The organism is Pelatocladus sp. BLCC-F211 (assembly GCF_041928655.1).
Lineage (GTDB): Bacteria > Cyanobacteriota > Cyanobacteriia > Cyanobacteriales > Nostocaceae > Pelatocladus.
On the sequence record NZ_JBHFLM010000100.1, the window covers coordinates 1 to 14242 of the forward strand.

Annotated in this window: 13 protein-coding genes; 4 read left to right on the plus strand and 9 right to left on the minus strand. The window is 41.3% G+C overall.

The annotated features are described in order from the left end of the window. Positions 1-191: 191 nt before the first annotated feature. Positions 192-632, minus strand: a complete 441-nt coding sequence (locus ACE1AT_RS12065) for a hypothetical protein (RefSeq protein ID WP_374868546.1) — start codon at positions 630-632, stop codon at positions 192-194. Positions 633-642: 10 nt separating this feature from the next. Here ACE1AT_RS12065 and ACE1AT_RS12070 point away from each other — a divergent pair, with 10 nt between their 5' ends. Next, positions 643-813 (plus strand): hypothetical protein, encoded by a 171-nt coding sequence (locus tag ACE1AT_RS12070; protein WP_374868548.1) that lies wholly within the window; start codon positions 643-645, stop codon positions 811-813. 351 nt (positions 814-1164) lie between these two features. On the opposite strand, the gene ACE1AT_RS12075 is transcribed toward ACE1AT_RS12070, so the two are convergent. The 3 genes from ACE1AT_RS12075 to ACE1AT_RS12085 form a co-directional block, all read right to left on the minus strand. Beyond that, positions 1165-1587, minus strand: a complete 423-nt coding sequence (locus tag ACE1AT_RS12075; protein ID WP_374868550.1) for an ATP-binding protein — start codon at positions 1585-1587, stop codon at positions 1165-1167. A 3-nt stretch (positions 1588-1590) separates the two neighbouring features. Next, complete coding sequence (locus tag ACE1AT_RS12080) at positions 1591-3261, minus strand: SpoIIE family protein phosphatase (protein WP_374868552.1); 1671 nt, start codon at positions 3259-3261, stop codon at positions 1591-1593. 348 nt (positions 3262-3609) lie between these two features. Further along, positions 3610-4326, minus strand: coding sequence for a response regulator (locus tag ACE1AT_RS12085; protein WP_374868554.1), 717 nt, complete (start codon positions 4324-4326; stop codon positions 3610-3612). 502 nt (positions 4327-4828) lie between these two features. Between ACE1AT_RS12085 and ACE1AT_RS12090 the strand changes: the two genes are divergently transcribed. Then, positions 4829-5587: a WecB/TagA/CpsF family glycosyltransferase gene (locus ACE1AT_RS12090; RefSeq protein WP_374868556.1), complete on the plus strand. Its 759-nt coding sequence runs from the start codon at positions 4829-4831 to the stop codon at positions 5585-5587. A gap of 318 nt (positions 5588-5905) precedes the next feature. Continuing rightward, positions 5906-6655 carry a cell division ATP-binding protein FtsE gene (gene ftsE / locus ACE1AT_RS12095; protein WP_374868558.1) on the plus strand — a complete coding sequence of 250 codons (750 nt, stop codon included), beginning with the start codon at positions 5906-5908 and terminating at the stop codon, positions 6653-6655. Positions 6656-6825: 170 nt separating this feature from the next. On the opposite strand, the gene ACE1AT_RS12100 is transcribed toward ftsE, so the two are convergent. From ACE1AT_RS12100 to ACE1AT_RS12110, 3 genes are all read right to left on the minus strand, one after another. Next, positions 6826-7593 carry an armadillo-type fold-containing protein gene (locus ACE1AT_RS12100; protein WP_374868560.1) on the minus strand — a complete coding sequence of 256 codons (768 nt, stop codon included), beginning with the start codon at positions 7591-7593 and terminating at the stop codon, positions 6826-6828. A gap of 215 nt (positions 7594-7808) precedes the next feature. Next, positions 7809-9200 (minus strand): UDP-glucose dehydrogenase family protein, encoded by a 1392-nt coding sequence (locus tag ACE1AT_RS12105; protein ID WP_374868562.1) that lies wholly within the window; start codon positions 9198-9200, stop codon positions 7809-7811. Between the two features lie 138 nt (positions 9201-9338). Continuing rightward, complete coding sequence (locus ACE1AT_RS12110; protein ID WP_374868570.1) at positions 9339-10274, minus strand: UDP-glucuronic acid decarboxylase family protein; 936 nt, start codon at positions 10272-10274, stop codon at positions 9339-9341. Positions 10275-10940: 666 nt separating this feature from the next. On the opposite strand from ACE1AT_RS12110, the gene ACE1AT_RS12115 reads away from it, so the two are divergent. Further along, complete coding sequence (locus tag ACE1AT_RS12115) at positions 10941-12470, plus strand: esterase-like activity of phytase family protein (RefSeq protein WP_374868564.1); 1530 nt, start codon at positions 10941-10943, stop codon at positions 12468-12470. Positions 12471-12606: 136 nt separating this feature from the next. Here ACE1AT_RS12115 and ACE1AT_RS12120 read toward each other — a convergent pair whose 3' ends face one another. Beyond that, the gene (locus ACE1AT_RS12120; protein WP_374868566.1) at positions 12607-13254 is read right to left on the minus strand and encodes a DUF3318 domain-containing protein; all 648 of its coding nucleotides are present in this window, start codon (positions 13252-13254) and stop codon (positions 12607-12609) included. 67 nt (positions 13255-13321) lie between these two features. After that, complete coding sequence (locus tag ACE1AT_RS12125; protein ID WP_374868568.1) at positions 13322-13888, minus strand: hypothetical protein; 567 nt, start codon at positions 13886-13888, stop codon at positions 13322-13324. Between the last annotated feature and the right edge of the window lie 354 nt (positions 13889-14242).

Genomic DNA, 14242 nt, shown 5'->3' on the forward strand with positions numbered 1-14242 from the left:
CCACGTTTTTTTGTCTGATTATTAACAACAAATATCTCAAATCCCTATTCTATCGTATAAACTAGCCTGATTACGAAACTGGCGATCGCACCCTATAAGCTAGTTACAGAGATACTTAGGCAGTTTTTGGAGATGTCTATTGAGCAAAGCAATCATTGAGCTATATCTGTTGGGAGCATCCCTAACAAATGCTAATTTTTCGTTGCTGCCATTTGCTCAAAAGAGCGTAGTAATAATCTTCGTCCTAACTCTATATCTTTTGGCGCACATTGCCAATCAGGATGTGCTGTCATGAGCAAACTATCCAAAGTTTCTTGATCCAATAAATGCCAGACAGCAGCACCATTAAGTTTTGCTTCTATGGCATAGCAATTGGAACTCACACAGTGAATCTTACAAGCATCAGCAACTCTGAGCAAAGTCATTTGTTCTCCTGGCTGTAGGCAACGAAATTGCTGTATGGCTTGCTTTAATTCGCTTTTGGTAGACACGCTCAATCCAGGAAGCGCTACTGTTAAATTTTTGTCTCCGTTTACCATAATCCAGTAGTTACGACTGGGGTCAATTCCTTCTAACCAGGGTGATTCATCATCAAGACGATAGCGTGGTGACAAACAAAACAAGGCTTCCATAGTTGAAACAGTGACTTTGTTGTGCAATATTCTGAGCGATAACTATCATCGGACACGTGCAAAGTCGATTTTTGAACTTGCGATCGCACCCGTTCTAGCCATAACTGATTACCTACCGAATCACGCAAGTTCTACAGACAAGCCTGATGAAGTTGCGCTTGTTGAAATTACAGACGGCTAGGTCATCTTACATATTTTTATTTTTCGATAAATATCACCTATAAATCAAATAATTTTTGCAAAAGTTATTAATTTAGTTAATACTTCTTAATATAGAGATTCGTCATTCGATTTTGGATTACTCTGTCGAGTAGACACTCCCTGTCTACTTGCACGCCTGTCGCTAACGCGCCTACCAAAGGTAGCCGCACGTAGACGCCTTGCGGCTTCCCGTTAGGGTAGTGCGTCTATGGATTTTGGATGGATTCCATGGATAAATCCGCTTTGTTGTACCCTACTCGGAATTCTCGCTCAAAAATACACTTAGCCTAAGACCCAATTACCAATTACCGATGTTCAAGCAGACTGAATATTAAGCAGTTTCGGGTACACTCACTTGTAGCTTGAGACAGTTGTAACCATCAATCTGTAACTTGTACTCAACTTTATCCATGAGACGATTCATAATCAACCAACCATAGCCACCTTCTTTTTTGTCGTTGGGGCTAGGAGGTAAATAGTTGGATAAGTCGAAACCTTCACCACGATCCCAAATTTCTAGGGCTATATCTCGGTCTTTTAATTCTAAACGGATTAAAACTGGTAAATAGGGCTGTTCTTTATGAGCATGACGCACGACGTTGGAATAAGCTTCAACCAAAGCCAGTCGTAGACGACTTGATTGTCGTGACCAATCAATCGATTCTTTGAACTGGACTTCTAAGCATCCCAACAACCAGTTTTCGACGATACCTAAAAACTTCAGGTCGCTTGGTACATGAAGTTCACTTTTCATTGCCTAAAAAACCTCCAGTGAAAGTATAGTCTGGTCATCTTCTTGAATATGGTTGTCAGCCTGAATACGAGCTAACAATTTATTGAGAGATAGTGGTTGAGTTTCTTGTTGCAAGAGTTGCCAAAGACCATCTAGATGTAGCATGGAACGATGATTTGGCTGGACACCATTGAGTGAATTTGCGGTTGCATGACTCTTTGTTGTCACCGTAGCTTCAGTAATTCCATCACTCGTAAACAGTAGGATATCTTTAGGAGCAAGAAACAATTGACCAACATCTGCTTGCCATGTTGGTAAAATACCCAAGGGAATACTACGTATTTTTAGGTAATTGGGATTTTGTGTATCAGTGTTGCGAGACCACAGCAAAGGATAAATATGACCTGCATTCGCATAAACAAATTCTCTGGTGGTGGGGGTATATCGGGCTAAGATGAGAGTGATAAAGCAATTGCTACTAATTAAGTCATCACCTAAAGCTTTGTTTAGATTTTGAATTACTATGTTTGGCATGGCTGGTGTTTCTTGAGATAATTCACGGCGTAACACCGAGATTGCACTAGCCATAAACAGAGCTGCCGGAACTCCTTTTCCGGAAACATCACCTACTGCTAACCATAAATCTCCTTTAGGGTGAACAAACACTTCAAAAAAATCTCCCCCGACTTCACGGGCGGGGTAACAACAAGCTTGTACCTTTGCATCTTTGATATTAGGTAAGCTTTGGCGTAGCAGATTATTTTGAATTTGACGAGCAACCTCTAACTCAGCTCGGATCTGCTCTTGCTTTTCCTGAAGACTTTGGTAGAGTTTTGCCTGAGAAAGGGCTAAGGCTGCTTGTTCAGCCACACCTGTAATTAGCTGGATGTCTTCATCTGGCCAAGGGCGATCGCGTCCTGATTGATAGAGAGCCAGAACTGCAAGCAGATGTTGCTGATAAGTAAGTGGTACCGCTAATTGGTAATAAACATTACCATCGTATATATATTGACTATGCTGATAATGCTGAGTTTCGAGAACTTTTTCAATCAAAAGACTCGCATCGAAAGCCTCACACGAGCAAAGATTTTTAGAATCTAAGTAGGAGAACTGATTTGATGTCAAGCTATTGCTTTCTACTGGTTTGAGCAAGCAATAACTAGTTTTAAAAGACTGACCAATCGTCGCAACAATTTTCTCCAACATACTGGAGTAGTCTAGAGACTCGCGTATTGCAGTAGTGACAGCATTAAATAATGATTCTCGTCGTAGGGCGCGGCGTAACTCTTGAGTACGCTTTTTGACTAGTCGATAGGTGTCTGCTGCTTGCTCAACAATGACTTTGAGTCGCTCAGGTTTCCAAGGTTTAGTAATATATTTGAAGACTTGACCAGAGTTAATGGCATCAACTAAATCTTCAACATCAGTAAAACCTGTCAGCAGGATGCGTATGCTATCAGGAAAACGCTCTACCGTCAAGCTCAAAAATTCGGTACCATTCATCTCTGGCATTCTTTGGTCAGAGATAATCACAGCCATTTCGCCTTCTTTTTCCAAAATTTCCAGTGCTTTCAAGGCGTGATTTGCTCTGTAGACTTGAAAGTCTCGCCTAAAAGTCCGGTAGAGTAGTTCTAAGTTATCTGGCTCATCATCTACCACCATCAATTTAAGTTTTTCGACATCTGTCCCAGTCATATTTGACTTCACTATTCCAGATATTTTAATGGCGAGATGGCGTAATGGCATCTATTACACCCAATCGTCAAACAATTTTAGATTTTAGATTTTAGATTTTGGATTGACGAGGCACGGGTGGCGAACCTGCGTCGCCACAGCCCCTCCCCCTAACTCCAGCCTCCATTCCCCCAATTTGGGGGTTAGGGAGAGGCTTGTACCATCAAGGAATTATTAGTCATTTGAACGCGAAGAAAGACTTTATTCAAGACAATTCACTCATTTTTAACACATATTAATGAGAAAAACTTAGTAAATTTACTTATAGAGAATAGGGAATTCAAACTATTGCACACCCGTTTTTCTAGCTTATCCCACTAATCCAGAACGTAAAGCCCTAACCGCCGCTTGGGTACGGTCGTCTGCACATAGTTTGTTTAAAATATTACGAACATGGGTTTTGACTGTTCCAACCGTGATATAGAGCCTCTCTGCAATTACAGCATTACTACAACCTTCTACAATCAGTTGTAATACCTCTAATTCTCTTTCTGTCAAGGTATACGGGTCAATTAAATCTTCATCAGTGCTAGTTGTTTGTGAATTTTGCACCGCGGTTTTAGTTTCTGCTGTCATTTCCATTTTCAATGGATTTTGTTGTGCTTGTTGTAATACAATGCGTGCGATCGCTGGATCGATCCAAGCATTACCATTGTAAGTAACACGTACGGCTTCTGGTAAATTATCAAACTTAATATCCTTCATGCAATAGGAGTCTGCCCCAGCAGCAAAGGCAGCAAGCACTGCTTCTTTGTTATCACGCAGTGTCAAAATTAATACCTTCACTCCTTCTTCTCCATTGGCAAGTGCTTTTACATCTCGTGTAAGTTCAATGCCATCTTTATCTGGTAAGCCAATGTCTACAATTGCAATATCTGGGTGTAATGTTTTTAACAATCTGATGCCATCAGCAGCGTTAGCAGCTTCTCCCACCACTTCTATATCTTCCCTTTGCTGTAGCGCTATTTTGATGCCTACACGGGTGAGATCATGATCTTCTATCAATGCCACGCGAATTTTATTCATAGTCGATTCTGCCCCTTACACTCTTAACTGTGTAAGATTGAGTTTACTAAAAAGTTTTAGGTGATGGAGTGCAAACTACTTGCGAATTCTGAATTTGTAATTTGAATTGCTGAATTAGTTTGAGTCTAGCTGTTTTGAAACTGGGTATGGGGGTGTAAGGGTGTAGGAGTCTAGGAAGAATCATATTTTTATGTTTGGTTATAATATTTTCTCAGGAATGCGTACTAATACCAAATGTTTCAAATTACAGGGTCTACCGAATCATTGCATGTGAGGGAATAAAAATAAAACCCTCTCTATATTTTGCTTTGATGCTTAATGGTTTTAACTCATGAAATAACTTAATTTGGCTTGAAATCTATTCGTAGACAGAATGTATCTAAAGTTTATTGAGTCAAAAGTTGTATTCTAAAATACGCATTTTTCGGGAAATCTCTATTTACAAAAATTTGTTAAACTATCGTTCGATGGACATTGGTGTGAGGCTACTCAAAACTAGGCTATGTTGAAACCGCCTAAAGTGTTTTCGGTGTTGGGGCTACCAGTTCATATCATGACAGATTATCCAAGCTGGTTGCTAGAAAGCTTGCAACAAGGTATGGGAGCGCATGTAATTACGCTCAATGCCGAAATGACCATGCAGGCTGAACAAAACAAATCTCTGGCTGAGGTGATTAAAACCGCTGAACTAGTCATTCCAGATGGAGCAGGAGTAGTTCTATTTTTGCGGTGGCTACGTGGACAAAAAGTGCAACGGATTCCTGGAATCGAGCTAGCAGAAACACTGTTGCGAGAAATTGGAGAAAAACAAAGGGACGCAAAGCTATTTTTCTATGGTGGCGCGCCTGGAGTTGCTGCGAAAGCCGCAGATTTTTGGCAGGGGAAAATTCCGACTTTGACAATAGCAGGAACACATTCTGGGTTCCATTCTCCAGCAGAAGAAGAACAATTACGACAAACTCTTGCTCAAGTCCAGCCAAAAGTTATTTTTGTTGGTTTGGGTGTACCACGTCAAGAATTGTGGATTGCTCAAAACCGCCATTTGTGTCCCCAAGCAATTTGGATCGGCGTCGGTGGTAGTTTTGATATTTGGTCAGGGACAAAAACTCGCGCTCCTGCTTGGTTGGGAAACAATCATTTAGAGTGGCTGTACCGACTATACAAAGAACCTTGGCGTTGGCGACGGATGTTGGCTTTACCTAAATTTGCCCTGAAATCTTTGATTTATGGTTTGACTGTAAGAGAAGCGATCAGTCAGTAAATTTTTTAGGGATCGGGGATCGGGGAGGACAAGGAAGCTCTTAGCAGGGAGCAGGGAGCAGGGAGCAGGGAGCAGGGAGCAGGGAGCAGGGAGCAGGGAGCAGGGAGCAGGGAGCAGGGAGCAGGGAGCAGGGAGCAGGGAGCAGGGAGCAGGGAGCAGGGAGCAGGGAGACGCGGAGAAAAAACCCAATCCCCAATCCCCAATGACTAACTACTAACCACAAGCTAAAAAAATATAACTAAAGATTATGAGATTCCTGGGTATTACTTGGGAATCATTATTTTATGCATGTTTAGTTGTGGGTGTGAAGAAATAGCAATGCCAACAGTAGTATCACAAAAAGCGACATCTGACAAATTTACTCATGTTCAAGACAGCGATACTCAACAGCCTAATACTGGGCTAATGGTGCAATTGCGCTCAACTGCAAAAACATATTTCAATGGTCATAAAGCTCTGTTAGATATGAATTTGGAAGTCAAACAGGGTGAATTTTTATTTATTACAGGCCCTAGTGGTTCTGGTAAGTCAACACTGTTGAAACTGCTGTATGGCGAAGAATTACCAACACAAGGAAAAGTAATAGTTGATGGGTGTGATGTGGCTTCTTTACGGGGCGATCGCTTATCGTTATTTCGACGCCGTATTGGCATTGTGTTTCAAGACTACAAACTCATTCCTCAAAGAACTGTAGCAGAAAATGTTGCTGTTGTTCTGCAAGCACAAGGATATACCCGTAAAGAAATTCAACGACGTCTAGAACCGACGTTAAAGTTAGTAGGTTTGTTGAATAAAGCTGACTGTTTTCCTGAACAATTGTCCGGGGGAGAACAACAACGGGTGAGTATTGCTAGAGCAATCATAGCAACCCCACCAATACTTTTAGCTGATGAACCAACTGGTAATCTTGATCCTGACAACTCCTGGCAAATAATACAGATTCTTCAAAAGTTAAATTTCTTTGGAGCAACAGTAATTGTTACTACTCATGATGAGCAACTAGTCCGCAGATGCGGTCATCGTGTCGTACAAGTCCGTAATGGTAGACTGCATCAAATAAGTCAATAGTCAATTGTCAATCCAAAATCCAAAATCCATAGACGCCCTACCCTAACGGGTAGACACGGAGTGGCTGGCTACCTACGGTAGGCGCAAGGCGTCTATGGGCGGCTTCTCGTTCACGTAGTGTTCCCCCCAGGGGTAGAGTAATCCAAAATCCAAAATTGTTTGATCATTGACTAACAACTAATCCGACTTTTAACTTTTGCTTTGGTAGGTATTTTAAGTGTTACAGGAGTTGATGAAAGCATTTGCATTCGCTCCAAGACTTGCAAACTGCTAAAAGCTGCTTCTCGAATTGCTGCTTCTTCCTCATGACAAAGCAGGAGTCTTAAGCATTGATCAATACTTTGTAACTCGGAAGTATCAATTCGGTTTTGATTGATTAATTTTGTTAGCAAACGTATAGTGATTAAACGTTTGAGAGGATCTTTTTCGGTGAGATTATTCAATAAATTATCTAACTGATTTTCATCTCGATTTCCGTAAAGGCTGACTATTTGCCATGTCAATAAAAATAATGTTAATAGTGTTGCTGAACCTTGCAAAATTACGCCTGCGGCCAGCCAATGGCTATTGGATTCTAACCAAATCACAGTTGCCATGTAAGTGCTGAAGCAAGCTATACCACCACTAATCACGGCTAAAGCTAGCCGACGGTTCGGACTATTTAAAAATTTCTTAATCTCAGACCAGTGTAACTGCCAACGCCATGCTTGCATGGAATAAACAAACATCATTGTCCCCACACCTGCACTACTAGCTAACAGCAGTTTCCAATTCCACAATAGCATTGCCACAACTATAGTCAGGAACCCAAGAACGCCTCCTGGACCACGGAAACGTTCTAGAGCTAACTTTTTTGTGGCTCCTGACTTGAACTCTGGAAGCATCCAATCGAGGATCTGGTCAATTAATTGCTGCCAAGAAGACGAAGCCTGTGCCACGGTATCTACCTACTTGATTGTAAATGGTTAATAAATAAGTAATAACCTCTACCACAATACCTGAAGTAGAGGTCTTGGCACAGATTTTATCACTCTCAGTACTGCGCTATTGGGATGGTCTATGGCTGATTAAAAGAAAAAATTAAAAATCCCACAGCTTGATGCTGTGGGCGTATTTCAAAAAAGACTCGCTATTGTGTGTCTTTCAAATTTTTTTACCGACCGATTCCAACATATTGGAAACCATCTCTGAGCATCATTTCAGGATCGAGGAAGTTACGACCATCTATCATGACGGGGTGGTTCATCAATTTTGCCATCTGAGCATAGTCAAGAGTTTTGAACTGCTGCCATTCAGTGACAATGACTAAAGCATCGCAACCATCGGCTAGTCTTTGTGGATCGGTTTCTACCAATACACCAGAAAGACCGTCACGTAAACCAGATTGGGAAACAATGGGGTCATATGCTTTGACTTTGGCTCCCAATCGATTCAACTGCTCAATCAAGTTGAGTGCTGGGGCGTCACGCATGTCGTCGGTATCAGGTTTAAAGGTCAGACCGAGTAATCCGACTGTTTTACCTTTGAGAATTTTGAGGGCTTGCTGGAGTTTTTCAACAGCAATCAAGCGCTGGCGTTCGTTAACGCTGACTGCGGCTTTGAGTAGTTGGGCTTCGTAGCCGTAGTCATCGGCGGTGTGAATCAAAGCGGAGACATCTTTGGGGAAGCAAGAACCACCCCAGCCAATACCAGCATTTAAGAATTTATTGCCGATCCGAGAGTCTAAGCCGATTCCTTTGGCTACTTGGGTGACATCAGCACCAACGCGATCGCAAATGTTTGCGACTTCGTTAATAAAACTAATCTTAGTTGCTAAGAAAGCATTAGCAGCATATTTAATCATTTCTGCTGAACTCAAGTCTGTTACCAACACTGGTACTGGAGGTAAAGACTGATCTTCAGCATATTTACGCTCTACAATTGGAGTATACAATTCTTCCATCATCGCGATCGCTTTAGAGCTATTGCTACCTAAAACAATGCGATCGGGGTTAAAGGTATCATAAACTGCTGAACCTTCCCGCAAAAACTCTGGGTTACTGACTACATCAAACTCGGCTGTAATTTCTGGTAATTGTTCATGATCACGCCCTCCACCAGCAGGTACGAGTGTTTTTTGCCGTTCAGCAATACCATCTAGAACTATCATCCGTACCCAGTCACCAGAGCCAATCGGGACGGTAGATTTATTGACAATTACTTTATAGCCACCATCAAGATGACTACCAATACCACGAGCAACGGCTTCTACATAACGAGTATCGCTTTCACCAGTTGGTAGAGGTGGTGTTCCGACCGCGATAAACAAAATTTCTCCGTGGCTGACTCCCGCACCAAGATCACTTGTAAACTGGATTTTGCCATTTACAATGGCATTTTGCATAATTTCTGAGAGTCCAGGCTCAAAAATAGGCGATTGCCCAGACTTCATTAACTTAACTTTCTCTTCGTTGTTATCTACACAGATCACATCATGACCAATGTGAGCCAAGCAAGCCCCTGTCACTAAACCAACGTAACCAGTACCAATAACACAAACACGCATTTTGCTTAATTCCTCACTTTGTTTGGGGTTAAATTCTTAAAAAAAGTTTTCTGCAAATTCGTCATTTGTTCCTTGTCATTTGTCATGTGTTCAAAGCCAATGACTAATGACTAATGATCATTGACCAATGACCTATGACTATTGACCATTTTTTATACGTTCGCGAAAATCTTCTATAGTCAGTTTTAACCCTTCTTGTAGCGGAACGGTAGGTTCCCAATTTAACCAAGTATTCGCTCGAGTAATATCGGGGCGACGGCGGCGTGGGTCATCAGCAGGTAGTGGCTCAAACTTAATTTCTGCATCGGGATTAACAAGATTTTGTACAGCCTGAGCCAGTTCTAGGATTGTGTATTCGTCAGGATTTCCTAAATTAACTGGTCCAATATAGTCATTATTCATGAGTCGCATCAGTCCTTCTACTAAGTCTGATACGTAACAAAAACTACGTGTTTGTGAACCTTCACCGTATACGGTTAATGGAATACCCCGTAATGCTTGAACTACAAAATTACTGACTACCCGACCATCGTTTTCTAACATGCGAGGGCCATATGTGTTAAAGATGCGAGCAACTCTAATATCAACTTTGTTTTGTCTGTAATAATCAAAAGCTAGGGTTTCAGCAATACGCTTGCCTTCGTCATAGCATGAACGGAGTCCAATCGGATTCACACTACCCCTGTATTCTTCGTTTTGGGGATGAACTTCTGGATCGCCATAAACTTCACTTGTGGAAGCTAACAAGAAGCGCGCTTTTACACGCTTTGCTAACCCCAACATGTTCAACGTACCCATGACGTTGGTTTTTACAGTTTTGACTGGGTTGTACTGGTAATGTACTGGGGAAGCTGGACAGGCTAAATGGTAAATTTGATCTACTTCTAAGCGGATTGGTTCGGTGATGTCATGACGGATAAATTCAAAATAAGGATGATCCATCCACTTGAGGAAGTTACGTTTATGACCTGTATAGAGGTTATCTAAACAAATGACTTCGTGTCCATCAGCTATTAGTCGGTCGATTAAATGTGAGCCAATAAACCCAGCACCGCCCGTCACCAAAATTCTCATAGTCTTCCAGGTATTTACGATATTTTTAGTCGCGATCGCGCTTGTGCTTAGAATACCCATAATGGGAATTCAAATACAGCACAAGCTTGTTTACTCACAAAAATATTTTTTGAGCAAATTTTTTTGATGTGAGTATTTATCTTAATTTAATTACTAAACAATTCTTTAAGCAAAGTTATCAAACATCTTTTGTGAATACCGAACAATCAGTCATATTTCATCAAATCTTCAAGTAGATAAAGATTTTAAATTAGTTTAGTGGATAGGGACGTAGCATTTGTACGAGTATCTTTAAATTGAAAACTAAATATCTTCCTACAAGAGCTACTCTGCGATCAGCCACTTGCGCGTCTACACCCCTACAGTTGTTGTTAGTGAAAGCTTTAGAGTTCTTATAATTTAAGACTAAAGTCCTTACTGAAAGTTTCTAGCACTCATAAATTAATTCAGAGAATTTCGGATCAGCAAGTGATCTTATTACCGTTTAATTATTCATATGCGATCGCTCTTTGTCACCTTACCCCTAGTTAATTTCATAAAGATAAAACCAAGAAAACAGTAAAGTTTGTAAAATTTTAGTATAAAAAACACTACTGAGTTTGACGGTTAACCTAGTCTTAATACGGTAACCCAATGCTGAAAATAGTCACATCTTGAATATTAGCAATGGTTAAATTCAGACATTGGTTTTCCGTACTCACCTGCTCACTTGCCGTGAGTGTTACCGGATATGCAACATCTGCCTATGGTATTTCCCTCAGCGATACTTTAACTATTCCCGGTAGAAGTACTGATTTATATCCCTACGATGGCAATAGTGCCAATAAAAACCGCTTAGGATTTTTCTCAGATTTGTACTATGATCGCACGAACAATGTTTACTATGCTTTGAGCGATCGCGGCCCTGGTGGCGGTGTTATTCCCTACGAAACACGGGTACAAAAATTTTCCCTTGATATTAACCCAATCACGGGGAAAATTAGAAAGTTTAGAATTCTAGAGACAATTGTCTTCAAAAAAGATGGTCAAAGCTTCAATGGCTTGAACCCGGAATTACTCAACAGCGATAAAGCAGTTCTTGGTCAGAGTTTTGATCCAGAGGGATTTGCAGTCGCTTCCAATGGGAATTTTTACATTTCCGATGAATATGGCCCCTCTGTTTATGAATTTAGTCCCAAGGGTGAGTTCATCAGGTCATTTGTCATTCCAGATAATCTCATTCCCAAGGCTGGAAATACTCTCAACTATGTCGATGGTCGTCCAACTCTCACGAGTGGACGCCAAGATAATCGGGGTTTTGAAGGACTAACTATTAGCCCAGATGGTAAAAAGTTATTTGCCATGCTCCAAGACCCATTGGTGAATGAAGGCGTAGATAATAATGCTAGGAACGATGGACGCTACAGTCGTAATCTGCGATTGGTAGAATTTGATATTGCTAGTGGTCAGAGTACGGCTCAGTACATTTATCAATTAGAAAGTTTAACAGATATCAACGATCGCATTCCTGGTACTGACAATGATTTTGGACAAAATGCCCAAGGTCGAAATATCGGGATCAGTGCTATAACTGCTCTCAATGATCAAGAATTTTTAGTTTTGGAAAGAGATAATCGCGGGTTCGGGGTAGACGTACTGAATGATTTAGCCGATGATCCCACTGACACTCCCAATCCTGTTGCAAGCAAGCGTGTTTATAAAATTAGCCTTGTCGGTGCAACTGACGTCAGTAATACTAGTCTTACAGGCACAAACACTTTACCAGCAGGTGTAAATCCGGTTAGTAAAACTCTGTTTTTCGATATAGCGCAAACTTTGAATCCTGAAAATCCTGGTGACTGGACAAAGATACCAGAAAAAATGGAAGGTCTAACAATTGGCCCTAAACTCAGAAATGGTTCTTATGCCTTGCTAATAGGTACTGATAACGACTATAGCGTCACCCAAAATGATGATGACGTACAATTCGACGTTTGCAGCAATCAGGACGGTAGCACCGTTAGTAAGGTAACAATCGACACTTATTGTCCGAAAGGTCAAAGGTTAGTTCCTGGCTTTCTCTACTCATTTAAGGTAAACACTACAGAACTGGGTAACTTCAATCAAGCGCAAAATCCACCAAAATCAACTACAACTGCTGGGCTAGTTCTGCTGGGGTTAGCTGGTGTTTGGTTGAAGCGAAGACACGTGGAATAGGGGTTTGTAACGGTTGGCAAAATTTGATTAACTCGTTAAGGTTAATGGGGAGATAGAGAGGTGGGGAAGTATCAAGAGTAAAGAGTGTACTTGAAATAAAGATTCTCCCTTGTCTCCCTTGTCTCCCTTGTCTCCCTTAATATATCCCTTCATCCACAGTAGTCTTGGATTTTGCCCTGACTTTATTAGCACTGCGTTTGAGGGCTGACAGTCGTCCTTCGTATTTAGAACGTTGACGCTTGCTAGGAGTCATATCAATTAGGGTTTTTAAAGCGCTACCTAAACTTTTATAAGCGTTGGGAAGACTGTATCCAAAACGAGTCGCTAAAGCGATCGCTTTTTCATCAGCTTCAATAAATTCTCTAAGTTGCTTTTCTCCACTGTTTTTTTGATAAAGTCGCCAGCCAGAAACACCGCATAGTGCTAAGGCTAATATCAGCAATAAAGCATCCTGTACCCATAATTCGCCAACAGCGCCACCTAAACCGATGGCTAAAGCTGCCATTTCCCAACCATCTTTGGGAATGGTATCATTTTGAATGCGCGCGACTTCGTGCCAGAACAGTAAGTTGCGCTGATCCATTGCCAGCGTATCCCATTTCACCAAGTCAATTTGAATTTCTACTTGGTCTTTGCCAATTTCTTCGCAGCGAATTAGGGGTGGATTTACCTCTGTTGTACCTTCAACAGTTACCCAACTTTGCAATTCTGGTGGTAGCAAACCCTTCAGACGCCGGAGTTCACTCATTTCTGCTTTAGCAGAGGAGGTTGCATAAGATGTCATAATATCCAACCCTAGAAAAATTTCAGTATATTGAGCGTATCACTTTGGAGTATAGCTATTTCATTACTCATTCGGCTGATTCGTTCGGAAAACTCCCCCGCTTTTTACGGGCTTCCATTGCTTTTTCCAATAGGTCTAGCAATCCTGGTGCTTCTTGTTGAATACTTAATAAAATTCTTTCTCCTAATTCTACATTACCTGGATCACGACCTGTTTCCATCACCTCTTGCAAACGAGGTATGGCAACATTATCAACAAGCTGAATTAAGCCACTCAAGCAACGGTTAAATTGTTTTTCAGTGAGAATCGAATCTTCTAAGGGGAACTCTATAATGGCACGAATTTCACCATCGGAAGGATCATACTCCCATTGCAGCATTTTAGTTTCCCAGGATATTGCTAGCATTGTTTGGAGAATGGCTGCTTTATGGGGATGATCTTGCACTCCTGCCAAAACCTGTGGTGCAAATAGCCGAAAAAACTTCCCATCCTCATCTAATTGGACAACAATGAGAAAGTCCTCGACATTATCACTTTCTACTCCTGTGATAATACGCTCTTCTTCTTCATCTACACGATAATCCCAACCAAGGTTATCTAAGTAATTGCCAATCTCTACCAGATCAACAGCCATAAAAGCCTCATTGTAAACGGTAAAACCGCTGTTATTCAGACCTAGTGTAACCTGCTAGCAGCATGGGTATAGCGTGGAAACGCTACGTTTTATATTATGTTTAACTGTTAATTAAATTACAGTTAATTTCTATAAAGAGAATATATCATTTTGAATTTACATCTGATATCTCAATACGGTTCAGTTAAGAAGAAATGTAGTTGGGTTGAGCGCAAGCGAAACCCAACAAAGCCTTGATAATGTTGGGTTACTCTGCGATCAGCCGCGCAGGGCGCGTCTACGTTCCTCAAACGCCAGGTGCTACAACTCTTGGGACCCCCGCAACGCACTGGCTCCCCAACCTACGCTAGTTTT

Bases quoted from the DNA above. Each gene is read 5' to 3' on its own strand.
- ACE1AT_RS12065 (WP_374868546.1), bottom strand. From the start codon at position 632: ATGGAAGCCTTGTTTTGTTTGTCACCACGCTATCGTCTTGATGATGAA.
- ACE1AT_RS12075 (WP_374868550.1), bottom strand. From the start codon at position 1,587: ATGAAAAGTGAACTTCATGTACCAAGCGACCTGAAGTTTTTAGGTATC.
- ACE1AT_RS12080 (WP_374868552.1), bottom strand. From the start codon at position 3,261: ATGACTGGGACAGATGTCGAAAAACTTAAATTGATGGTGGTAGATGAT.
- ACE1AT_RS12085 (WP_374868554.1), bottom strand. From the start codon at position 4,326: ATGAATAAAATTCGCGTGGCATTGATAGAAGATCATGATCTCACCCGT.
- ACE1AT_RS12090 (WP_374868556.1), top strand. From the start codon at position 4,829: ATGTTGAAACCGCCTAAAGTGTTTTCGGTGTTGGGGCTACCAGTTCAT.
- ftsE (WP_374868558.1), top strand. From the start codon at position 5,906: ATGCCAACAGTAGTATCACAAAAAGCGACATCTGACAAATTTACTCAT.
- ACE1AT_RS12105 (WP_374868562.1), bottom strand. From the start codon at position 9,200: ATGCGTGTTTGTGTTATTGGTACTGGTTACGTTGGTTTAGTGACAGGG.
- ACE1AT_RS12110 (WP_374868570.1), bottom strand. From the start codon at position 10,274: ATGAGAATTTTGGTGACGGGCGGTGCTGGGTTTATTGGCTCACATTTA.
- ACE1AT_RS12115 (WP_374868564.1), top strand. From the start codon at position 10,941: ATGGTTAAATTCAGACATTGGTTTTCCGTACTCACCTGCTCACTTGCC.
- ACE1AT_RS12120 (WP_374868566.1), bottom strand. From the start codon at position 13,254: ATGACATCTTATGCAACCTCCTCTGCTAAAGCAGAAATGAGTGAACTC.
- ACE1AT_RS12125 (WP_374868568.1), bottom strand. From the start codon at position 13,888: ATGGCTGTTGATCTGGTAGAGATTGGCAATTACTTAGATAACCTTGGT.